At 35.8% G+C, this 23,649-nt stretch carries 21 protein-coding genes; 10 read left to right on the top strand and 11 right to left on the bottom strand.

Translation table 11 applies throughout. The annotated features are described in order from the left end of the window. Window positions 1–71: 71 nt before the first annotated feature. Together ACH2AZ_RS02080 and hutI are read right to left on the bottom strand one after the other, a co-directional pair. A complete protein-coding gene (locus ACH2AZ_RS02080) occupies window positions 72–1,046 on the bottom strand; it encodes a formimidoylglutamase (RefSeq protein WP_394906423.1) in 975 nt (324 codons plus the stop codon). 1 nt (window position 1,047) lies between these two features. Continuing rightward, entirely contained in the window at window positions 1,048–2,283 is a 1,236-nt protein-coding gene (gene hutI, locus ACH2AZ_RS02075) for an imidazolonepropionase (protein ID WP_394906422.1), read from the bottom strand. A gap of 270 nt (window positions 2,284–2,553) precedes the next feature. On the opposite strand from hutI, the gene ACH2AZ_RS02070 reads away from it, so the two are divergent. The 3 genes from ACH2AZ_RS02070 to ACH2AZ_RS02060 all read left to right on the top strand — a co-directional run bounded on the left by ACH2AZ_RS02070 (window position 2,554) and on the right by ACH2AZ_RS02060 (window position 3,844). Then, the gene (locus tag ACH2AZ_RS02070) at window positions 2,554–3,192 is read left to right on the top strand and encodes a peroxiredoxin (protein WP_394906421.1); all 639 of its coding nucleotides are present in this window, start codon (window positions 2,554–2,556) and stop codon (window positions 3,190–3,192) included. Window positions 3,193–3,303: 111 nt separating this feature from the next. Next, window positions 3,304–3,615, top strand: coding sequence for a co-chaperone YbbN (locus ACH2AZ_RS02065; RefSeq protein ID WP_147862375.1), 312 nt, complete (start codon window positions 3,304–3,306; stop codon window positions 3,613–3,615). Continuing rightward, window positions 3,596–3,844 carry a DUF6952 family protein gene (locus ACH2AZ_RS02060; RefSeq protein WP_379044096.1) on the top strand — a complete coding sequence of 83 codons (249 nt, stop codon included), beginning with the start codon at window positions 3,596–3,598 and terminating at the stop codon, window positions 3,842–3,844. The genes ACH2AZ_RS02065 and ACH2AZ_RS02060 overlap by 20 nt, the downstream gene beginning before the upstream one ends. A 264-nt stretch (window positions 3,845–4,108) precedes the next feature. Here the strand turns inward: ACH2AZ_RS02060 and ACH2AZ_RS02055 are convergent, their stop codons facing one another. The 8 genes from ACH2AZ_RS02055 to ACH2AZ_RS02020 all read right to left on the bottom strand — a co-directional run bounded on the left by ACH2AZ_RS02055 (window position 4,109) and on the right by ACH2AZ_RS02020 (window position 13,295). Continuing rightward, window positions 4,109–4,522, bottom strand: coding sequence for a hypothetical protein (locus ACH2AZ_RS02055; RefSeq protein WP_394906420.1), 414 nt, complete (start codon window positions 4,520–4,522; stop codon window positions 4,109–4,111). Window positions 4,523–5,085: 563 nt separating this feature from the next. Further along, entirely contained in the window at window positions 5,086–7,563 is a 2,478-nt protein-coding gene (locus ACH2AZ_RS02050) for a heavy metal translocating P-type ATPase (RefSeq protein ID WP_394906419.1), read from the bottom strand. Window positions 7,564–8,018: 455 nt separating this feature from the next. Further along, the gene (locus ACH2AZ_RS02045; protein WP_394906418.1) at window positions 8,019–8,429 is read right to left on the bottom strand and encodes a hypothetical protein; all 411 of its coding nucleotides are present in this window, start codon (window positions 8,427–8,429) and stop codon (window positions 8,019–8,021) included. 182 nt (window positions 8,430–8,611) lie between these two features. Beyond that, window positions 8,612–9,163 carry a hypothetical protein gene (locus tag ACH2AZ_RS02040; protein ID WP_394906417.1) on the bottom strand — a complete coding sequence of 184 codons (552 nt, stop codon included), beginning with the start codon at window positions 9,161–9,163 and terminating at the stop codon, window positions 8,612–8,614. Between the two features lie 242 nt (window positions 9,164–9,405). Continuing rightward, window positions 9,406–10,119: a class I SAM-dependent methyltransferase gene (locus ACH2AZ_RS02035; protein ID WP_394906416.1), complete on the bottom strand. Its 714-nt coding sequence runs from the start codon at window positions 10,117–10,119 to the stop codon at window positions 9,406–9,408. Window positions 10,120–10,329: 210 nt separating this feature from the next. Next, window positions 10,330–11,358, bottom strand: coding sequence for a serine hydrolase domain-containing protein (locus tag ACH2AZ_RS02030; protein WP_394906415.1), 1,029 nt, complete (start codon window positions 11,356–11,358; stop codon window positions 10,330–10,332). A gap of 8 nt (window positions 11,359–11,366) precedes the next feature. After that, window positions 11,367–11,582 carry a hypothetical protein gene (locus ACH2AZ_RS02025; protein WP_394906414.1) on the bottom strand — a complete coding sequence of 72 codons (216 nt, stop codon included), beginning with the start codon at window positions 11,580–11,582 and terminating at the stop codon, window positions 11,367–11,369. A gap of 1,065 nt (window positions 11,583–12,647) precedes the next feature. Beyond that, the gene (locus ACH2AZ_RS02020; protein WP_394906413.1) at window positions 12,648–13,295 is read right to left on the bottom strand and encodes a hypothetical protein; all 648 of its coding nucleotides are present in this window, start codon (window positions 13,293–13,295) and stop codon (window positions 12,648–12,650) included. Window positions 13,296–13,405: 110 nt separating this feature from the next. Here ACH2AZ_RS02020 and ACH2AZ_RS02015 point away from each other — a divergent pair, with 110 nt between their 5' ends. The 6 genes from ACH2AZ_RS02015 (at window position 13,406) to ribB (ending at window position 20,817) form a co-directional block, all read left to right on the top strand. Further along, window positions 13,406–14,389: a hypothetical protein gene (locus ACH2AZ_RS02015; RefSeq protein WP_394906412.1), complete on the top strand. Its 984-nt coding sequence runs from the start codon at window positions 13,406–13,408 to the stop codon at window positions 14,387–14,389. Between the two features lie 203 nt (window positions 14,390–14,592). Continuing rightward, on the top strand, window positions 14,593–14,955 hold the full coding sequence (locus ACH2AZ_RS02010) for a diacylglycerol kinase (protein ID WP_394906411.1): 363 nt from the start codon (window positions 14,593–14,595) through the stop codon (window positions 14,953–14,955). Between the two features lie 70 nt (window positions 14,956–15,025). Then, entirely contained in the window at window positions 15,026–17,470 is a 2,445-nt protein-coding gene (locus ACH2AZ_RS02005; protein WP_394906410.1) for a DNA translocase FtsK 4TM domain-containing protein, read from the top strand. Between the two features lie 13 nt (window positions 17,471–17,483). After that, window positions 17,484–18,125, top strand: coding sequence for an outer membrane lipoprotein carrier protein LolA (locus ACH2AZ_RS02000; RefSeq protein WP_394906409.1), 642 nt, complete (start codon window positions 17,484–17,486; stop codon window positions 18,123–18,125). A gap of 21 nt (window positions 18,126–18,146) precedes the next feature. After that, window positions 18,147–19,655 (top strand): LptF/LptG family permease, encoded by a 1,509-nt coding sequence (locus ACH2AZ_RS01995; RefSeq protein WP_379044145.1) that lies wholly within the window; start codon window positions 18,147–18,149, stop codon window positions 19,653–19,655. 19 nt (window positions 19,656–19,674) lie between these two features. Next, window positions 19,675–20,817, top strand: a complete 1,143-nt coding sequence (gene ribB / locus ACH2AZ_RS01990) for a 3,4-dihydroxy-2-butanone-4-phosphate synthase (protein WP_394906408.1) — start codon at window positions 19,675–19,677, stop codon at window positions 20,815–20,817. Between the two features lie 71 nt (window positions 20,818–20,888). On the opposite strand, the gene ACH2AZ_RS01985 is transcribed toward ribB, so the two are convergent. Further along, window positions 20,889–21,518: an NAD(P)H-dependent oxidoreductase gene (locus ACH2AZ_RS01985; RefSeq protein ID WP_379044151.1), complete on the bottom strand. Its 630-nt coding sequence runs from the start codon at window positions 21,516–21,518 to the stop codon at window positions 20,889–20,891. A 176-nt stretch (window positions 21,519–21,694) separates the two neighbouring features. Here ACH2AZ_RS01985 and ACH2AZ_RS01980 point away from each other — a divergent pair, with 176 nt between their 5' ends. Next, window positions 21,695–23,641: an endonuclease gene (locus tag ACH2AZ_RS01980; RefSeq protein ID WP_394906407.1), complete on the top strand. Its 1,947-nt coding sequence runs from the start codon at window positions 21,695–21,697 to the stop codon at window positions 23,639–23,641. Window positions 23,642–23,649 lie beyond the last annotated feature (8 nt).

The following is a 23,649-nucleotide window of genomic DNA, read 5'->3' as shown; positions in this document are numbered from 1 at the left end:
TCAAAGCTTTTAAATCAAATACCCCCAATTCGTATTTAGCGAATTGGGGGTATTTTTTACTTAAAAAGTTTTTATTCGTCCCGTATAAAATCAGAAACAAGGTAGCTTAGTGCTTTACCAACTTGTCCGTTCTCATCAGGTATGGCTTCGCAGATGTGCAAGTAATGGGTTTTTTGCTTTTTGGCTAAATTAACAAAACTACGCAACTCACGCATATCAAAACCTGTAGGGGTTGCTGCACTACTAATAAAATTGGCTACCGCATCACAATCGATTTCTAGACCAAATTGATTGCGTACAAAGTCTGCTGTTTTCTTAAATTTCACCAATTTGTCGAGAGCGGTAAGATGCATAATCTCTTCGTAACATACATAGTGTTGTTGTTTGTTGGCTTTAATAGCTTCAAAAATATAGTCTGGTGTATAGTTTTGATGCAAACCAAAGATAGCATACCGATCAAGGTAACCTTCTTTGCTGGCAAAACTAAAACCATTTCCGCTATGACGGTAATCGGTATTTCTTAAATCGGTATGGGCATCTATATTTAGCACATTAATGGGTTGATCTAATCCCAGAGCCACACCGCGGATGATACCATAAGCGTTGTTATGACCGCCACCAATTACTATTGGTGTTTTATTGGCCTCAATAACCTTTTGCACTACTTGAGTAACCGTGGTATCATTAAAGCTAACAATTTCGCCCAACTCTTTAGGATCATTGGTTTTTTCGGCATCTTGCATACTGCCACGGGTTAAAATTTCACCTAGAATTAGGCAATTTTTAGTGGTGTTATAAGGATTAACTTGGATGTTTAAAAAAGCCTTTAAAAATGCTTCCCAAGCGGCTGCGGTCCCCGCTTTTCCGTAATTGGCACGTACCCCAATATCTTCTGGAATACCGATAATAATAAATTCTTCGGGACGGTTGGCTAAATCATCAAAATGATTGACAAAGGCCAGTTTTTCTCCCATTTTAACTTCTCCAACTCTGGTTTTCGTAAGTTCTTGAGCACGAGTGGGTGTAAAAAAAGTAAAGTTTTTCATATTAAAGGCGTTTTCCGTTTATATAAACTTGCTCAATATGGTTTTGACCAAAAGAGTAAGGTAAAAATCCGTACGAGGGTATCTTTTCGGTAATCAAGAGATTAGCCTGCTTACCCGGTGTAATACTGCCGTGGGTGTCTAACAAGTCTAAAGCGTACGCCGCGTTTAGGGTGGCGGCATTAATAGCTTCTTCGGGTGTCATTTTCATCTTAATACACGCTAACGATAAGCAAAAATTCATATTGCCATTGGGCGTGGTACCAGGATTGTAGTCGGTTGCAATGGCCAATGGCAGGCCAGCATCTATAATTTTTCTTGCTGGGGTATAGGGAATATCTATAAAGAAAGAACACGAAGGCAAAGCAACTGGCATGGTTTGCGTATGCTGTAAGGCCTTTAAATCGGTATCGGTTAATACCTCTAAATGATCAACACTCCTGGCGTTGTGTTTTACACTGGCCGCTATACCGCCAATAGCATAAAATTGGTTCACGTGAATTTTGGCGGGTAAGCCATATTGCTGTGCGGCTTCTATGATACGTTCGGTTTCGGCAACGCTAAAATAATTCTTCTCACAGAAAACATCAACATAATCGGCTATTCCCTGTTCCGCTACTGCGGGTAACATTTCGTTAATCAGATGATCTACGTAGGCTTTTTGATTGTTTTTATATTCTGGTGGAACCGCGTGGGCACCCAGAAAGGTAGCTTTTATAGGTAAATCATATTGTTGGCGTAGTTTTTTTATAACGCTTAGCATTTTTAATTCCGCTTCAAGCGTTAAGCCATACCCCGATTTGATTTCGATAGACCCTGTACCCATTTGCATAACTTGTTCTAAACGATTAGCGGCTTGAAGGTAAAGTTCGTTTTCTGAGGTTGTTTGTAGATTTTTGGCGCTGTTAACAATGCCTCCGCCTTTAGCTGCGATTTCTTCGTAAGTTAGGCCTTTAATACGGTCGATAAACTCTTGTTCGCGATTGCCAGCATAGACCAAGTGCGTGTGTGAGTCTACCCAAGCGGGTAGCACAAATTGACCAGATAAATTAATTTGCTCGTCCCAAGTTTTATCGGGTAAATTGGGCATGCTGCCATAGTCGAGTATCTTATCGTTTTCAATTAATAACCAAGCATTTTCTAGTACTGGTAATTGGCTCATGGCTTCTCCGGCTAACCAAGTAAATGTCTCTTCCCTTACTTGTACCAAACCTTTGATATGCGTAAATAGTGTTTTCATAGGGTAAATATAATCAACCTTGCCTACATGTAAAATAAAACAACTTAAAATTGGACTATTTGCGGTTTCCAACAGGTTTGTTGTTGGCTTCTCAATCGGCTTTAAGCCTAGTGAAATCAACATAAATAAGTAAAAACTATTACTTTTAATAAATGTTATAGAATACACTTATAGTGTAATAAAAAAGAACAAGCATGAAACTTGTTTTTTGCCTTAATAATTCTATATTTTTGTAGGTGTAAAACAAGTATAACTTTAAAATTTTTAAATATGTCATTAGTAGGAAAACAATTCCCGAACTTAGAGGTAAACGCAATGAATGAAATGGGCGAAACCTTTAAAATCAATGTTTTAGAAGAGGCTAAGAAAAATAATAAAAAAGTATTATTGTTCTGGTACCCAAAAGATTTCACTTATGTATGCCCAACTGAGTTGCACGCTTTTCAAGAAGCTTTAGCTGATTTTGAAGCTAAAAATACAATGGTAATTGGTGCATCTTGTGATACAGCAGAAGTTCATTTTGCTTGGTTAAACACCCCAAAAGACGATGGTGGAATTGAAGGAGTAACCTATCCAATTTTAGCTGACTCAAATCGTAACTTAAGTTCACGTTTAGGTATTTTAGATATCGAAAACGAGCACTACGATGAGGAAACTGGTGCATATACTGTAGAAGGAGATAACGTGACTTATCGTGCAACTTACCTTATTGATGAAGAAGGAAAAATCTTTCACGAAGGAGTAAACGATATGCCATTAGGAAGAAACGTGTCTGAATTCTTACGTATGATTGATGCTTATACCCACGTACAGAAAAATGGTGAGGTTTGCCCTGCAAACTGGGAAGAAGGTAAAGATGCTATGCAAGCGAATAGCAAGGGAGTAGCTTCTTATTTGTCTTCAAACTAAGAAAAGGAAGAAAATTACACTGCATTTTGTAGGCGAAAAGGTTTGCAATTTGATTTAAAACAAGCTTGAAAGCCTACAAAATGCAAAATTACTAATTAAAGAAAAATTGCTATGAAAGAGTTAGATCAAGATAATTTACAAGAGATTGTGAACAGCAACAATCGCGTTGTGGTACAATATATGGCTGGCTGGTGCGGTAACTGCCGTTTGATGAAGCCAAAGTTTAAAAAACTAGCTCAAGAACACGAAGATACTACGTTTATTTTGGTAAATGCAGAGAAGTTTCCTGAGTCTAGAAAGTTAGCAAAAGTGGACAATTTACCCACATTTGCAACCTTTAAAGATGGGGAGTTTGTAAATCAAGTACAGACCAATAAATTAGAACCTTTAAAAGCATTAGTAGATGAAGTTACCAGTAATTAGACATTTCCAGAAAAATCATTCTGAAGAGGCACTCGAACACACGATTGAGGTATTGGAGTCTTTTTCGGAGCATCGTTCGGCAACAGAAACCGATTTAGATGTAATAGGTGAATTGATTACCAATCTTTGTGGCGCCATTGAGGTTAAACAGATGATTGCAGATGGCCAATCTGAACGCGATGCAGCCAATGCATTTGCTAAAAAAGTATTGGGTTCAATCGATCAGTAGTTATCCCAAATTTTAGGTTAAACCAGCAGACTTGATGTTTGCTGGTTTTTTTATTTTAAAATTTAATGCAGTAATGCGAATTGAAGTGTTTATTAAGAGAGCCTTACATTCACGCGAAACACAAGATACGGCAAATAGCAAGCCCAAGCAATTAAAGTCAGTACCACCCAAGCGATATTTTCAAAAGCTGAGAAAAGCTTTTAGTTGTCAAATTTGTAGTGATTATTGAACTTGCATAAAAAAATTTTTAAGAGATATGCGCTTTTAGTCTTCGCGTTTGCTTTTAAGTTTCTTTTCCTTTTTTAGTCTACGTTTCCTTGCTCGTTGGGTTTCTGTTTTAAATACAACTGGTAGTGCCAGTTTTTTTCCGATTTTCTCTACTTCAACGTAGGTAGTTTTATCTGCTGTAAATTCTTTAAAAAGTTTAATTACTTCTTTTTCAATCCTGCGGTGTTCGCTACGCGCATTTATATCATAAAATTTTCCTTTTTCATTAATTTTGAAAAAAACAAAAACTCTTATTTCCTCATTTGGCTTATAGTTTAATTTATGGGCAATTCGATTAATTTCATCTTTGTTGGCCTTGTTAAAAATTTTTGAGAAATCTCTTGTCAGGTTGGCCTGGCCAAAGCTTATACTAGTTAGTGCTAAGAAAAGTAATAAAACTGATTTTTTCATAGTAAAGGGGGTGATAGTTTTTGAGTTAAATAATGAAATTTTATGGCTTTAATTGGAATTGTACATAATTGCCCGTCAAGATGAAACAAATAGTTAGATTAAGCTTAAATACAATAAAATTTCTCGTTTAAAAAATAATTAATCTTCTAAATCCTAAGAGAAATTAGCCTTATATCTTTATAAATAAAAAACCATTTCAATCTTTCTTTTTACTTTGCTGTTTTTTTTTTAAGGTTGGTCTAAAGAGTAATCCCGAAAAAAAACCGAAAAATAAAAAACAGAAAATAAACTTCCATAAATTAAAGTCCTTGTGCCCCAAATAATCAAATAAAGCCATAGCAGAGGCATAAAAAAAGCCACTATAAAACCCGTGTTTAATAGTCTTTCTATTTAGTTTGCTCATTTTCATAAGTAAGAAAATTTTTATATTTACCCCATTTAAATCAAGAAGTTACAGAAAAATACACATCCAGTCTAAGCTGATATAATACATTTGTTATGGTTTGTGCCAAGCTGTCAATTGAATTATGTCTTTTGCATAGGATTTTGTTTCGCCTAGCATTTTATTCTATTTTTTTTGTACGTAATCGGAGCGCATTACCGATTACAGAAACCGAACTAAAGCTCATTGCTAATGCAGCGATCATAGGGGAGAGCAATATCCCGAAAAATGGAAATAAAACACCAGCAGCTATGGGTACCCCCAAGGTGTTATAAACAAGCGCAAAAAATAAATTTTGCTTAATGTTTTTCATTACGGCATGGCTCAAGTTTTTTGCTTTTACAATTCCGTGTAAATCGCCTTTTACCAATGTTATCATCGCACTTTCTATGGCGACATCGGTACCGGTTCCCATGGCAATTCCTACATCACTTTTGGCTAAGGCTGGAGCATCGTTAATACCATCGCCTGCCATGGCTACCACTTTGCCGCTTTCCTGTAATTCTTCAACTTTATGGAGTTTATCTTCAGGTAACATATCGGCGTTAAAATCGGCTAATTTTAATTCTTTTGCAACAGCCTGGGCGGTATTGTGATTATCGCCTGTAAGCATGATAACATCAATGCCTTTTTTTTGTAGGGTTTTAATCGCTTTGGCACTAGTTTCCTTAATCTTATCGCCGATAACTACATAACCCACAACGGTATTTGCTATGGCTAAAAAGGAAACCGTTTTACCCTGCTTTTGATAGGTTTCGGCTTCTTTTTGCATATGAGCCGTAAGGCTTGCTTTAGCATAATCCATCATTTTAGGATTACCCAGGGCCACTTTTTTATCCGTTATGATAGCTTCAACCCCTTTTCCATTTAGGGCGCTGAAATCTTTAGATTTTAATAGTTTAGTATTTTGTTCTTTTGCGTAGTTAACCGTGGCTTCTGCCAAGGGATGTTCACTATTGGTATTTAAAGCAAGAATGTATTGTAAGATCTCTTTTTCACTAAACGCATCGGTAAAAGAGCCTATTTTTTCTACGGTAGGTTTTCCTTCGGTTATAGTACCCGTTTTGTCAACGATCAAAGTATCTACTTGATCCATTTTTTCAAGGGCCTCGGCATTTTTAATTAACACCCCATTTTGGGCACCTTTACCCACACCAACCATTACAGACATGGGAGTGGCCAAACCTAAAGCGCAGGGACAGGCTATAATGAGCACCGCAATCGCATTGACCAGTGCATAAACATAAGCTGGTGCTGGCCCCCAAATGGACCAAACTATAAATGTAATTATCGATATAATGACTACAATAGGGACAAAGTACCCCGAAACTTTATCGGCTAAATTTTGAATAGGTGCGCGACTACGACTGGCGTCATTTACCATCTGAATAATTTGCGAAAGTAAGGTGTCGCTTCCTACTTTCTCGGCTTTCATCAAAAATGATTGGTTTCCGTTTATAGTACCACTGCTTACTTTATCATCTTTAGTTTTACGCACAGGAATAGGTTCGCCCGTAATCATAGATTCATCGACAGCCGTTTCACCCTCTGTAATGACACCATCTACAGGAATTTTATCGCCTGGTTTTACTTTTAAAATATCATTTATTTGTATTTCATCGATACTGACTTCAACTTCTTCTTCATTTACAATTTTAATCACTTTATTGGGCGCTAATTTGAGTAATTCTTTTACTGCCGAATTGGTTTTGCTGTGCGCACGCGCTTCAAGTAACTGACCTAAAAGAACCAATGTTAATATGACGGTTGCAGCTTCAAAATACACGTGTACTGCGCCAGATTCAGACAAAAATTGTTCGGGGAATACGGCTGGAAATAACATTCCTATTAGGCTAAATACCCATGCCACTCCTGCACCAATTCCGATAAGGGTAAACATATTGAGGTTCCAGGTTTTGATGCTTTTATAAGCCCGTTCAAAAAACATCCAAGCGGCATAAAATACAACAGGAATAGATAACGCGAACTGTACCCAATTCCAATATCGCTGTTCCATAATGTCATACAATGGGTTATTATGGATCATTTCGCTCATAGCAATGATAAAGATAGGCAGCGTGAATATCATCGCTAACCAAAATTTCTTTAGTAAGCTTTTATAGGTTTTTTCTTCTGAAGATAAATTTGCTTGTTTGGGCACTAAATCCATTCCACAGATGGGACACGAGCCTGCCTCATCCTCAATTATTTCTGGATGCATAGGGCATGTCCATTGTTCTGAAGATGCCGTAAACAGGTTTTGTTCTTCGACTAAATCCATTCCGCAAACAGGGCAATCGCCAGGTTTATCATAGGTTTTATCACCTTCGCAATGCATAGGGCAATAGAAGGTACCCGTGCCTTTACCTTTAGCGGTTTTTTTCTTTTTATCTTCTTTATTTTTAGGCTGTTCGCCAGGATGATGAATACTATAATTACCCCCAGCTTTTTCTAAGGCTGCTTGAAATTTTTCAATAGGAATATTTTCTTCGGTTTCAATTATAGCCGCTGCCTCATCTAAATTTACCGTTGCTTTAGAAACACCTTTTACTTTATCAAGGGTTTCTTCAACGTGAGTACGACAACCGTTACAGCTCATTCCGTGTATGTATTAGGTATGTTCCATTATTCTTATGATAAAAAAACGGTTATGATAAACCGTTATTATTGTATTTATTCAGTGTGTATTATCGATTTTAGTATGGGTTGTTTTTATTGTTATTTCCTTTAAATCGTTCAATTGCCAAAAGAATCTCGTAATACTGTAAACCACAAATCAAATATACCCAATAATCGGTTTACAAAGGTGAGAAGTGTAGGTATTTACTAGGTTGCTTCTTGGTTTATTTTACTATTTTTATTTAAACCGAGGGGGGTATATAAGTCTTCTTCACTAGAAAAGGGTACTTATTACTGCTTTTACTGGTTAGAGAAAATGTCTATAGGGTATATTATTTGCTACAACCGCTCTAAATGCACTCTGACCGTGCTATGACCGTTAAATTTAAATTGTAAGTTCTTGTAATAAAATTTTACCAAAAGATTTTTTAAGGCTTATTGAAAATAGTGTTCATAGTTTTCAAAAGACTTTTGGAGCTTGAAAATAATGGCTTCTGCCTCTTCATTATTTTCGGCTATTGAGAGCTTTTCAATAAGTTCGATATGGGGGTGGAGCCATTTATGCAATTCGTCATGACTTTCTCCTTTCATGGTACAACTTTTAATCAAGCGGTTGTTTTGTGTCTTTAAATTCTCGGCTAATTTTTTGTAGTCTTTATTCTTTGCAGCCATAAAATCGGTCAGTAATTCATTTCCTTTTTTAATGTGGGGTTTCATTTCGGCATTTACTTGCCATTTTTCACCATTATTAAGGTTGATATCGCTTTGTTGTGGGTCAGATTTACAAGCAGCAGCGATGAATAATAAACTCATGATTACAGAGAATAGCTTTATTAAATTTTTCATATTTCGATATTTATTTGGTGATTTTTATGTTTAGTTACTTTCCTTAGCGGATTAGATTTAGGTTTATTTTTTTTCTTTCTACCCATTAACGACCTTGGACGCGAAATAGGGAAAGTATGAAATTTCATCTAATTTTGAATCCTTTAGATCTTATTGAAAAATCAATTGGCCAGCAGATGGTATTAATTATCTGTTTTTACTAATTTTTCTAATGGCGTTTTTAATTTTTCATAGGCATTTGGCAGTTGAAGAAATGGTTCTATACTAAAGGCGATGGTATCCTTAGCTTTAAAAAACCAATAATTCCCTACTAATTTTCCATCATCGGTTTTTAGATTGTGTTGAGGAATGTTATTAATTGAAAATTCATTTTTTTCTTTGTTATACCATATTCCCAATGCTTTTAAGTTAATTTCTTCTGTATAATGAAGTATTAAGTGTGGTTGAATTGTATTGTTATTCGTGAAAAGCTCAAAGTTTTTGATTGGAAATTCATTTAACTCTTCTGACCAGGCTTCTTCATCTCTTTTCAGATCAAGAATTTTATTCCATTGCTCTACTACCAATGTACTATCTGTTTTTGATTGAAGAATACTAAACAATTTTTCTTGAACAACTTCAATTTTTTTATTCTCTGGATAGATTGTGATGTCGGTCTTCTCAGCAGCTATTCTACCATTTTCAATACCAAAGAAAGAAGCTAAGGCAAAGAGTATTATTTTTATTTGTTCCATTTTGAGGAAGTTTTGAGCTTTTTAGGGCATATAATATCCCCACTCAAATATACTGGTTTGTGGTTGTATTTTATCCAATAAAACCAGAATCATTGGTTATTGACATAAATCTTACGTTGATTACTGAGAAAAATCATTTTTAAACGAAAAATTCACATAGATCTATTTTATTTAATTCCGCGAAAGCGATAATTTAAGTATGTGTGGTAAAGCATTTTCTAATGCATAATTATTAGTGTCAGCTATTTTATTTTTCTTCCTTTTATTCCACTTGCACAACCGAAAAAATATTCTACATATTCAACTTCAAATTCATGACCGTTAAAAATTCGAAATGTATTTTTTGAGTTTCCAAACTCTTCTGTATAAACTCCTAACATTTTATAAGTCTCTGGACTTCCAAGAAATACTTTTCCTAAAATAGGAATAATATTTTTCAAGTAAAACATATAAAAGGGATTTATTATTTTACTTTTTGGAACAGAAACGTCGATTAAGGAAAACTTTCCGTTTGGTTTTAAAATTCGATAAATTTCGTTTGATAATTTTCCAAGTTGATCATCATTAAATGTCTTTAACCCAAAACCTGAAATTACATAATCAGCAGATTCGTTCGGAATTGAATTGTCAAAAACATTTTCTTTAAGTATCTCAATTTTAAATTTTTTGAATTTCGATTTATTTTTCTCCGCACGATTTATCATCTCAGTAGAGAAGTCCATTGCAATTAGTTTTGAGTTTTTGTCTGAATCTTTTAAAATGTGTTTCCAACATTCTCCCATGCCAGTCATTAAATCGACAACTATTTTTCCTTTTTCGATTTCAATTTGCTTGACACACTGTCTTCTCCATCTTTCACTAAATCCAAATGAGGTTATGTAATTCATTTTTGCATACGAACTACTCATTTTATCAAATAGCTTTTCAACAAATTTAGGCTCGTAGATTTCTTTCATTCCTAGTGTTGGTCATAATTACTGGCAACTCATTATCCCCACTCAAATATAATGGTTTCTAGTAGTATTTTATCCACTATAAGTAGAATTATTGGTTATTGACATAAATCTTACGTTGGTTACTGAGAAAAACCATTTTTTAAAAGAAAAATTCAACTAGATCTGTTTTATTTAATTCCGCGAAAGCGATGAATATAAATGTGATTTTACCTAACTCCTCTTTTTTATGATTTTCACCATTCGATTGATTATTATTTCAGACAAATTATACTCATAACCTTCAAAATTGGTTGTATTGATAAATTGAACCACCACCGTATCAATATCTTCATGGTATTCTGCCAAGCTTTGGTAGCCTACTGCTAAACCGCCATGTTCATATTTATAGGGATAGATTTCTTGTTCTCCTTTTTGAAATACGGAACCATCATTCAAGGCTCTAATAAATATTCCCACATCTTCTGCCGTTGCTATCATTCCATTGTCTCTGAATTTGAAATCTTTTTCAATTCCCACGTAATACCCACTCATTAAATCATTTATATCTACTTCGTCAATTGTAAAGTAGGTGTTTTTAAGGTTTAAGGGTATTAAAATTTTTTCTTTTATATATTCGTGGTGATTGTATGCTAAAACCTTATCCATTATCTGCCGTAACAATATATAATTGGTATTTGAATATTCATAATCTTTACCTGGTTTAAAACTGGCCGGCAAGTCTAAAGCAAATTTTAGGGGAGTTTTGTAATTTTTTTCTTCGTTTTCCCAAAACGATGGATTGTCTGTATAGTTCGGAATTCCAGAGCGATGTTGAATCATCATTTTTAAGGTGATTTCATCGGCATTTTCTATTCGGTATCGTAGTTGGGGAAGGTAATCGGTTAAAGTGCGGTCAAAAGACAAGCGCTTTTCTTTTACCAATTTTGTGGCTGCTACAGCGGTATATAATTTGCTGATACTGGCAATTTTGAATAATGATTGTGGCTCGGCGGGTATTTGCTTTTCTCTTTCTTTCCATCCTCCTGTATAGAATTGAGGATCTTTTCCTGCTTGATCTACGTAAACAATCATTCCGTCAAAACCATATCCTAATGCTTCATCTACTTGTTCTTGAAGGCTATCTGGTAATGGTAAAATCCAAGCCTTTACCAAAACCCAGGGCACAAAAAATAAAGAAATAAAGGTTCCAATCAGTAACACTGATTTCACAATCTGCTTTATTTTTTTAGGTTTAGTCATTTTGTTTTTTAAGGTAAATTCGTCATATTGGTCATTCTATCCTTAAAAATAATTTGTAACCTCATTAAAGATAGTGAAGATTTTAAGTTTTGAGCAATTTGTTCAAATGTTTCTATTGCTTCGGTTACTTTAAAAATCTTATCCTGAACTTTTATTGGTTGTTTAGTCAGAAAATCTTGAAAATAGTTTTTATAAGCTATTACCTTTCTAATTTTCTCTATCACTATAAATGTAACTTAAAGGTTACGATTTTCAAAATTGGCTCTGGAGTTTTGTTGGCTGAAAACGGATTTTGTGATTTGCATCACAACTCCATATCTCCATTTAAATAAACTTCTTTATTGTGATTTTCTCCGCACGACAATTTACGTTTAATTGTTTAGTTATTTTCTTAGAACAAGGCCTAGTGAGTGGGTAGTTTTTCTTGGCAATTTTTAGCAATGTGAAACGTTGCCTGGTCGGCTATTTTAATGGTAATTTTCTTTCCTGTACAACTCAAAATCTTTGCTTAGTTCTTTTATTCTTAAAAGTAGTTGAACCAGCGTTATTTAAAACAAGGCACGGGGAATGAAAAGTCCGTTTGATTTCCAGACGTGTATATACAACAACCAAATTAAAACCTACTCGATATTATATCGGTTTCAACCGAATTGAACAAATATTTTATAGCTGTTGTTTTTCGTATTGAGAATTGAATTTTTATGAGGCCTGACCAAAATATTGGTAGAGTACATGTCTTGATATAGGTCTAGTTGCTTAAAATTCACGTAAGAAAATTCCCCAGCAATAAGGAGGGTAAAAGCATAGCTGCTTCGTAACTCCTTCGATACTTCTTCGTTGACCCCTCGAAATATAAGGGTTTATCGAAGTTTTATCGAAGGAGTATCGAGCTAACTTCGAGGGAGCTATGAAGTATCTTAGGATTTTAACTTATCTTGCTAAGTAGTAAGAATACTTGTTTTAGACGTAGAAAGTTACAGGAGGTATGAAGTACGTTAATAGTGTTTATAGGGGATGCGCTAATTCTCCATAATTAATTCAGCTGCTTATTTAGGCTACATTGGTCGATTTAAATAGGTTTGTAAATTTGGCTGATAGAAATTAGGATGATCAAATAAAAGCTATTCTCAAAGCTATAAAAATTTGTAGATTATGAGGTGATTGAATTTAATATTCACCTCCGACAAAAGTATATCGGGTTTTTTATATCTATAAATTTAGCTATTATAGTAATTGCTATTTAAACTTTGGTGCGGAAAAGTTGGTTAGAAAATATGCGAAAATCAAAATTATTCTGGTCTTTCTGGTAGGTAGGTAAGCTTTACTTTTATATTTTCTTTATAAGTAATTAGAATAGAGCATAGCACCGAAACTTTTTCATTGTGATGCTTAGCAGGTTGCATAACGGGTAGTTTTCTTAGTACCGACAAAACTTCGGCCTGTACCGTAATTTCGGCATTTCTTACCTTTAAACCTGTACTGTTTCCCGTTTCGTCTATAATAAAAAAGGCGGCCAGTTGTTTAGGTTGTGATAGATTAAGGTCCTTAATTATTTGTGTATTAAATTCTTTTTCAATGTAGGTGGTTATTTTCTCATAAAAACAGGCGGTAATGTCTTCTTTTTTTTGATTCTCACAACCAGGAAATACAGGTGGCGTTTGTACATTCTTTAATAGTATGCTATTTTCAGAGGTATAACGAGCTAAGCCATCATTACGAGCAATTATTTGGCAGAGACTTTTAAGAGCCTGTTCTTCTGTTTTCGTGATATCACCTTGCGCCATTATTTGTTCTTGTACGGCCTCAATCTTAGTCAATAATTCACTTTGTTTTCCATTTGCCGATTCTACATTTTCTTTGCACGAAAAATTGAGGAGTGTTACCAATAAAGTTGGTATTAAAATTAAAAAGCGATTGGTTTTGTTTACTTTTTTCAATTGATAGAATTTATTAAACGATAGAAGTTGATGGTTTAAAATCTCTGTTGTGCTAAAATTATTAAAAATAATGAAAAATTAGCGTATATTGATCCGCAAAATTTAAGGAAATGTTAGTTCTAAGAAAAGTGGTTGCTGATATAGCGAAGTTAAGAATGCAGGCTTATTTAGTTTTGGTTCTCGGCCTTTTATGGGGATGCTCTAAAGATGATGAAGGCAGTGCTTCCCAGAATCAAATCGATTATTTTGAGGTGTCTCAAAACGGTAGTTCATTAGACTTTTATTATGGCATTCGTGGCGAATTTGATTATGTCGAAATCGCTTTCGCGGAAGCGGGCTATGAAGTTCAAGCTGAATGGGCCGATTTTTTTACTACCTCTAATCAGCAACGGGTTGAAAAACCAATTAGAGATTTGATTTTTGCTAGCGATGTGGTATATCATTTCTGGATTCGCGGTGTTCAAGAAAACGGTAAAAAAACCGATTGGTTTGGTCCAGAAACGATAAATATTTCTTCTTTTTGTGAAAATCCTTATGCATTAGAATTTAACGGATATTTAGCGTGGAATTATTACGATAATGAAAATGATGCTTCGTTTTACGAGGTAGAGTATGGTGCACAAGGCTTTGAAGTGGGGCAAGGCCAAAAGCTAAGTTCCAATAGCGAAACGATTTTTGATTTAAGTTTAGAAAAGAACAAAGTGTATGATGCTTATGTGCGGGCCTATTGTAATATTGATCTAGGACATAGTGCCTGGGTGGGTCCTGTTTCCTATTTTGCAGAACAGAATCAAAATGTATGTTTAGAACCTTACAACCTGTCGTATTATACCGAATATAATTTCTTTGGTGATCCTGTTGGGGCTAGTATAAGTTGGAAAGACGATGGCAACAACAAAACCTACGAGTTTAATTTAGTGGGAAAACATAAATCTCCTGAATCATCGGCCATTGAGTCACGATCAGATTATGGAACACAAATTACATACACCCAAATTTCACCTAATGTTAATTACGATTTTTATGTGCGCACTGTATGTTTAGATGGATCCAAAACGGCTTGGGTGGGCCCGTTGAATGTCAAGATTCAATAGTAACATAATACTAAGATTAGCCTAAGTTTTTATAATAAGCAGCTATAACCCATATTTAGACAAGCTTTCAGCTTTTAAGATTACTAGGTCTTGATGAATCAGGTTAAACCTTTTTAATAGTTACTCTATTGTGTATAATTACAAAACAAATTTTGAGGGTAAAGGCTTAAACTCTATATTTACCTAAACGGATTTTTATACACATGAAAAAATTTATACGCGGTAGGCTTAAAGGTGGCTTGTATGCTATTAAAGGAGCCTATTTGCTTTTGCGGTATGAACATAGCATACAAGCACAATTCTTTATTGGCGTTTGCGTTTGTTTACTGGGGTGGTTTGTCGGCATTTCCAGAACAGAATGGATGATGCAACTTTTTGCCATAGGTTTAGTGATGGGATTAGAAGGAGCTAATTCGGCCATTGAAGAAATAGCCGATTTTATACATCCAGACTTTCATGAGAAAATAGGAAAGATAAAAGATTTGGCAGCGGGAGCGGTTTTCATAGGCGCTTGCGTTGCAGTAATTATTGGCCTTTTAATTTATTGCCCCTATATAAATTTCTAAATTTAAAATGCTGGCGTCTGTGGTTTAATTAATCATATTTGTACTTTTGTCTGCGAATCAATTAATGTGAATGGCTAAGAAAAAAACATCTAAAAAATCGGTAAAGACCAAAAAACGTGTAGTTAAGAAAATAAATTGGGTGCCAAGCAAAAAGCAACAGGTACTAGCAGGGCTATTTTTATTTTTCTTGGGACTAGGTTTGCTATTGGCTTTTACCTCTTATTTGTTTCACTGGAAAGCCGATCAAGATACGCTAGCCGCACTCGCCGATAGGAGTGTGCAGGCAAATAATGTGATGAATAAATTTGGGGCGGGAATCAGTCATTTCTTTATGTTTAAAGGATTTGGTATCGCGGCCTATCAAATTGCTTTTTTGTTGAGCGTTACAGGATTTTATTGGTTCTTTAGAAAGCCTGCGGCAAAAATAAAATCTTACTGGTTTTGGGGCTTACTTTTGATGTTATGGTTGTGTACGGTTTTAGGTTTCTTTGCACCCGAACAAGCCATATTAAGCGGTATTGTAGGTTATGAACTCAACGATTATCTGCAAGATTATTTAGGCTTTGCAGGTACCATACTTGTGTTGAGTTTTCTTTTTTTAGCCTATTTGATCATCCGTTATAATTTAACACCAGACGTCTTGGGGCAATATTTTAAAACGACTCGAGCTCAGGTGAAAGCCGATTTTGATGAGGCTAAAGATGTAGAACAAGCTGAAATAGACGCCTTTCTTGAACAAGAAAAAGCAAAAGCTGAAGCCGAAGCTCAAGCTGCAGAAGATAATAATCTAGATAAAAATGGCGAAGAAAAGGAGAAAACCCTTGGTTCTTCGATAACTTTTGAAAATACTCAACCGGAGAAGGTTTCAGCTAAAGCGGATGACAAGGCTGAACCCGCTAAAATTATCATTGGTAATCAAACCGATGATGTGGCGATGGAAGTAGAGCAAGCAGCAGAAGAAGAGGTAGATGAGGGCAATTTGAGCAACAAATTGGTCAAAGATTTTGGCGAGTTTGACCCAACTCTAGAATTGAAAAATTTTAAGTTTCCTACCCTTGAATTGTTGGTAGACCACAGCTCGGGTAAAGGCGGAATTACCATAAACCAAGAGGAGCTAGAGAATAACAAAAACAATATTGTTAATACCCTTAAAAACTATAAAATTGAAATTGCGCAAATCAAAGCTACAGTAGGGCCTACCGTGACTTTATATGAGATTGTTCCCGAAGCAGGCGTGCGTATTTCTAAAATTAAAAACCTAGAAGATGATATCGCTTTATCTTTATCGGCTCTAGGAATTCGTATTATAGCACCCATACCAGGGAAGGGGACGATCGGTATAGAGGTGCCTAATAAAAATCCGAGTATTGTAAGTATGCGTTCGGTAATCGGCTCGACTAAATTTCAAAATGCCGAGATGCAATTGCCTATTGCTTTAGGAAAAAATATCTCAAACGAGACTTTTGTTGCCGATTTGGCAAAAATGCCTCACCTTCTAATGGCCGGGGCAACGGGTCAGGGTAAATCGGTTGGATTAAACGCTATACTTACTTCATTGCTTTATCAAAAACACCCGGCCGAAGTGAAATTTGTTTTGGTAGATCCAAAAAAGGTTGAGCTTACTTTGTTTAACAAAATCGAGCGCCACTATTTGGCAAAATTACCTAATGCCGAAGAGGCTATTATTACCGATAATACCAAAGTAATTCATACGCTTAACTCGCTTTGTATTGAAATGGATAGTCGCTATGAGCTGTTAAAAGACGCTATGGTGCGTAACATTAAAGAATACAACGAGAAATTTAAAGCAAGAAAATTAAATCCGGAAAACGGACATAAATTTTTGCCTTATATCGTTTTGGTGGTAGATGAATTTGCCGATTTAATTATGACGGCGGGTAAAGAGGTTGAAATTCCTATTGCGCGACTAGCTCAATTGGCGCGAGCAATAGGAATACACCTGATAATAGCCACCCAAAGACCATCGGTTAACGTAATAACGGGTATGATAAAAGCAAACTTCCCCGCACGTATTGCTTTTAGAGTGACCAGTAAGATAGATTCGCGCACCATACTAGATACAGGAGGTGCCGATCAATTGATAGGAAAAGGAGATATGCTGTATACCCAAGGTAATAATTTGATTCGTTTGCAATGTGCCTTTGTGGATACACCCGAGGTTGAAAAAATAACCGATTTTATTGGTGCGCAAAAAGCTTATCCCGATGCGCACATTTTGCCAGAATATGAAGGAGAAGAAAATGGCACAGGTCTTGATATAGATGTGAGCGAGCGCGATAGTCTGTTTAATCAAGCCGCCGAAGTATTGGTTACCGCACAGCAAGGGTCTGCCTCTTTATTGCAACGTAAGTTAAAGATAGGGTACAATCGTGCCGGTAGAATTATTGACCAAATGGAGGCTGCGGGTATTGTGGGTCCTTTTGAAGGTAGTAAAGCCAGACAAGTTTTGATAACCGACTTAAACGCATTGGAAGAATTTTTAAATGAAGCATAAAAAAGTTAACAGCATGAAAAAATTAATGGTTTTTAGTCTAGCATTGCTAGCTATATTTAGTGTTAACGCTCAAAATTCAGCGAAAGCAGAGCAATTACTAAATGAAGTATCGGCCAAAGTGAAAGCTTATGACAATATGGTGATTCACTTCGACTATATTTTAGAAAACACCAATGAAAATATTAAACAAGAAACCCGTGGTGAGGTAAGTTTAAAAAATGAACTTTATCGTTTAAATTTAATGGGGATTACTCGCCTTTTTGATGGTAAAAAATTATATACTATTGTGCCAGAGGATGAGGAGGTTACCATCTCAAATTATAATCCTAACCAAGATGAAGGTATTACCCCATCAAAAATGTTAAGTTTTTATGAAGAGGGTTATACCTACAAATGGGATATTACTCAGAATATAAAGGGTAGAACAATACAGTTTATTAAGTTAACGCCTATTGACAGTCAAGCGGAAGTAAAAGAGATTCTATTGGGTGTTGATAAACAAACCAAACACATCTATAAATTAATTCAAATTCAAGATAACGGCACTAAAGTAACCATTAAAGTAAATCAATTTAATACCAACGAGCCCTTGTCGCAGTCTTTGTTTACCTTTGACAAAAACAAATATAACGGGTATTATATCAACCAGTTGTAAAACAAGCTAAAGCCTTTTTTCTTGAAAATTCTAGATCGGTATATTTTTACCAGTTTTGTACAAACCTTTTTTGCGGTTTTTGTAGTCTTGATGTTTATTTTTGTGCTACAAGGTATTTGGCTACATATATCAGAACTGGCGGGTAAAGACCTAGACTATTTTGTGATTGGCAGGTTTTTGTTTTACATTATGCCTAAAGTAATACCGCTGGTCTTGCCGTTAACTATTTTGGTTACCTCTATAATGACCTTTGGTAGTTTTGCCGAGAATTATGAGTTTGCTGCTATGAAATCATCGGGCATTTCGCTGCAAAGGGCAATGCGTAGTTTGATTTACTTTATCGGTTTACTAAGTATAATTGCTTTTTTCTTTGCGAACAATGTAATTCCTTGGGCCGAATTTAAGTCGATTAACCTGCGAAAAAATATATCTAAGCTTAAGCCCGCAATGGCTATTGTTGAGGGGGCCTTTAATGATATAGGAGATGTAAATATTAAGGTTACCGAAAAATCTGGCGATAACGATCAGTATTTACGAGATGTAATAATCCACAAAAAAAATCAAAAAAACAGGGGTAACTTTACCGTAATAAAAGCCAAAAGAGGAGAACTAGCCAGTAGTGAAGATTCAGACTTTTTGTCGCTGATATTGTTTGAAGGTAATTATTATGATGAAATTCAACCTAACGACTTTAAAGAGCGGCAGCGCAAACCATTTGTAAAAAGTTATTTTGACACCTACACCATAAATATCGACTTATCAAATTTTAATGACGTCGATTTAAACGAAGAGAAATACAATTACAGCTACAAGATGCTAGACAGTCAAGAACTTCGAGTGGCTTTAGATTCGCTTTCGGCGGATTACAATCAAGAGAAAATAAACTTTAATACCAATATCATAAACCGAAGTGGTGTACAGGCATATAGCGATAATTTTGGGGTAAGAAAAACAACCGCCAGTACTTTAAAAAATACCAAGGGTCTAGAAGTAAAGCAAACCGATACCTTGTCTTATCAAATTGATAGTTTAGAAGATCTATATGCGAGTTATAATCCCACCGAAACTCAACAAATTTTAAATATCGCCATAGGTACTGCACGCGGTTCATTGTCTAGTATTAAAGGGAAGAAAAATATTCTAAGACGCAAGTCAACCCGCATCAATAAAACCGAAATCCAATTGCATAGTAAATTTGCCTTGGCCGTTTCGTGTTTTATTTTGTTTTTTGTAGGCGCACCACTAGGAGCCATTATCCGTAAAGGTGGACTTGGGTTACCTATGGTAGTGGCAATTTTACTGTTTTTAACCTATCATTTTATTGGTATTTTTGCCACCAATAGTGCCGAGAACGGAGCTATTAGTCCGTTTTTAGCCAGTTGGTTATCTACATTTATAATGATGCCTTTGAGCATTTATTTAACTTATCGAGCGACTACAGACCAAGGATTTATAAATACAGATGCTATTGTTTTACCGATTAAGCGCCTATCGGCAAAGTTAGGTCTTACGCGTAAACCAAAGAAATAGTAAATTTGAAAAAAAAGCTATGACTAAAGAGAATAAAAAGAAAATTCAACTCGATACCATTCCCGAAGCTATAGAAGCTATTAAGCAGGGTAAAATGGTTATTGTAGTAGATGATGAAGACCGTGAAAACGAAGGCGATTTTATCGCTGCTGCCGAAGCGGTAACCCCAGAGATGATAAACTTTATGGCGAAACACGGGCGCGGACTTATTTGTGCGCCGTTAACAGAAGATCGCTGTGAAGAGCTTAATCTTGAAATGATGGTAAGTAATAATACCGTATTGCACCATACCCAATTTACCGTATCTGTAGATTTGATAGGGCATGGTTGTACTACAGGTATTTCTGTGCACGATAGAGCCAAAACCATAAAAGCCTTAGTCGATGAAAAAACCCAACCACACGAATTAGGAAGACCTGGCCATATTTTTCCTTTAAAAGCAAAAAATGGAGGTGTATTAAGAAGAACTGGGCATACAGAAGCTGCTGTTGATTTAGCACGTTTGGCCGGATTTAAATCGGCTGGAATCTTGGTAGAAATTTTAAACGAAGATGGTACCATGGCTCGCTTACCTCAATTGGTAGAGGTGGCCAAAAAATTTGATTTAAAACTTATCTCTATCGAAGATTTGGTGGCATACCGTATGCGTCATGATTCGCTTATCGAGAAAAAAGAAGATTTTACTATCAATACTCGCTTTGGAACGTACCGCCTAAGGGCATATAAACAAACCACTAACGATCAAGTTCATTTGGCGTTAACCAAAGGAGACTGGCAAGAAGAAGAACCGGTATTAGTACGGGTAAATTCTACCCTAGTGAATAATGATATATTAGGCACACTTACCAATAATGCCGATGAGAAACTCGATGATATGTTTAAAGCAATTGAAAAAGCACGATCGGGGGTAATTGTATTCATCAATCAAGAGCAGTCTACGCTGAATTTATTACATCGATTAGAAGAACTCAAAGAGCAGCAACAGCGCGGTATTATGAAAGCACCTAAACTAGAAATGGACCATAAAGATTTTGGTATCGGAGCGCAAATTCTACACGATTTAGGTATACATAAAATCAAATTACTCTCAAATACCGAGCAAACCAAAAGAGTTGGAATTATTGGTTATGGTTTAGAAATAACCGAATATGTAAACTATTAGTAGATTTTATTCAAAAAATAAAAAAAGCTTGTCGAATAAGACAAGCTTTTTTTTTAAATGATTGCTATAACTTACAACTCGATAATTGTTTCTTCGAGTGGTTTTCTCACTTTGGCCATCTGAGAAAAAGCATCATCATCGGCCCGGTAACCAATGGGTAAAAGCAATTTGGGTTTTAAATCATAGTCTTTTAACGAAAGTACTTCGCTTAGTATTTCTGGATTAAAACCTTCCATTGGGCACGAATCAATTGACTCAATGGCACACACCGTAAGTAAATTACCTAGCGCTAAATATACCTGGTTAGTAGCCCAACGCTCAATCTTTTCTGTAGTTGACTTCTTAAAATCGTCTACTAAAAAGTCTTGAAATGGTTTTAAGACGGCATCAGGAGTTTGTCGTATGCTTTTTACCAAATCAAAATAATTGCGTACAAATTGCTCATCTATGGTTCCAGGTATACCTAAAATCAAAATATGCGACGCCGTATTTACTTGTTTTTGATTAAAACACGCCGGCATCATTTTTTCTTGCAAATCCTTATTTTTTACAATGAGCATCTTTACTGGTTGCAAACCATAGGAGGTTGCCGTTAGGTTAAAAGCATTCTTAAGTAAGTTTATTTTATCGTCTTTCACCTGCTTTTCGGTATCAAATTTTTTAGTTGCATACCGCCAATTCAAGCTTGATAATACGTTCATAAGTTCTAATTTTCAAATAAGGCTAAATTACAAAGATAAAGGCAATCAAGAAACCTTTGGTGATTTATAAAATCTATAGGGCTATTAAAACATTAATTAATCTAAAAATCTAGATTAAGTCTGATTATTCAGCGTTTTTAGGTAAAAAGTGGCTTACCTTTGTAAAAAATATAAATATGCGCAATTTAATATTTGGTATTTCTCTATTACTTTTTTCTCCTTGGGTTAACGCTCAATTGACAATTAATGAGCTAGATTGTGATACCCCCAGTATAGATGACCAGGAGTTTGTAGAGTTAAAGTCGAATACGCCTAATTTTGATTTAACAGGTTTTGTTTTAGTCTTCTTCAACGGGTCTACCTCTGGAGGAAATACAAGTTATCTCACGCTAGATTTAAGCGGCTATACGACCGATGTAAATGGCATTTTATTAATAGGAAGCAGTACAGTTTCACCAGTTCCACAATACATTATTGCACCCAATCTTATACAAAATGGAGCAGACGCAGTGGCTATTTACCAAGCCGCTCCCACCGATTTTCCCGACGGGACCCTAGCTACAACTACCAATTTGATCGACGCTTTGGTGTATGGTACAAGCGACCCAACGGCCACCAGTTTGCTTAATCTGTTGGGCGAAACTACGCAAATAGATGAAAATGCAAATGGCAATAAAGACAACGAATCCATTCAGTTAAACAATCAAGGTGGTTATGATGTTAAAACACCTACACCGAGACAACTGAATGATGGCAGTGGCATTCTACTCAACGGAATACAAATGAGTTTTAGTAAAACTGAATTTCAAGAAGGAGAAAGCATTCAAATACAATTTACTACAGAACAAAATGTTACGCAAACTACTAGTTTTGGTATACAATTAGATCAAGGGGGATTTTCAAGTGCCGATTTCACAGGGAATATCCAGCTTAACATACCGGCAGGGAGCAATACCACGAGCACAACTTTACAAATAATAGATGACAATTTAGATGAAGGCGATGAAATTGCTCGTGTTCGCTTTGTAAATTTACCTCCTGAGTTGTTGGCATTAAATAATTTTATCGATTTGCGTGTTATCGATAATGATTTCAGCATATCTCCTTGGGGAACTCCTTTAAATCCGACTTATAATACGGTAAGCAGTACCGCGCCTTCGGGATATTATTCGAGTATCAATCAACTGGCAGGAAATTCACTAAGAGATGCTTTGCAGGCGATTGTTGCCGACCCTAACCTGGTACGAGCGCATACCTATAGCGATGTGATTGATATTTTAAAACAAGCCGATGAAAATCCTGAAAATAACAATCAAATTTGGCAAGTGTACACCGAGAGCGTAAAACAAAAAATAGATTTTCAGACCAGCTCTATCAACACTGGAACTTGGAATAGGGAGCACACTTTTCCTCGCTCTAGAGGCGGATTTTTTAGCATAGAAGAAGATGAAACAGCCGATGGCATATCGGTGTATTGGACAACCAATGCCGATTCTTTACGTCACGCCAACTCTGATGCACACGGATTGCGAGCAGTAGATGGCCCTGAGAACTCCGCCCGTGGAAATAAACATTATGGACAGTATACTGGGCCTATCAATAACCAAGGGAGTTTTAAAGGTGATGTGGCTCGTAGTGTTTTCTTTTTGGCATTGCGCTACAATGGTTTATCTATTGTTTCTGGCTACAGCCAAATTACGGGTGAATTAGGTGATTTAGACATTTTATTGAATTGGCATAGAAACGATCCGCCCGATGATTTTGAGATGAACCGAAATAATATCATTTATACTTGGCAAAAAAACAGAAATCCGTTTATAGATCATCCCGATTTAATTGAGTACATATGGGGTGATAAGCAGGGGCAAACTTGGAACAACCCGTTATCAAATACCAAAGTCTCTAATTCGGTGATACAGATTTATCCTAATCCGGCGCATAAGGCACTTTTTATAAAAGGTTTACAACAGCGTCGCGAATTTACACTATACTCCAGCTTAGGTAGGCTTGTTCAACAAGGGAATACCCAAGGAGAAATTAAGCTTGATTTGCCAAGCGGCATATATTTCCTGCAACTAGAAAGTGCCGATAAAAGCTTAAGATATAAAATTGTAGTACATTAAATTATAAC

It is taken from the genome of uncultured Mesonia sp., from assembly GCA_947499595.1.
GTDB lineage: Bacteria > Bacteroidota > Bacteroidia > Flavobacteriales > Flavobacteriaceae > Mesonia > Mesonia sediminis.
This window is presented reverse-complemented; position numbering and strand designations above follow the sequence as displayed.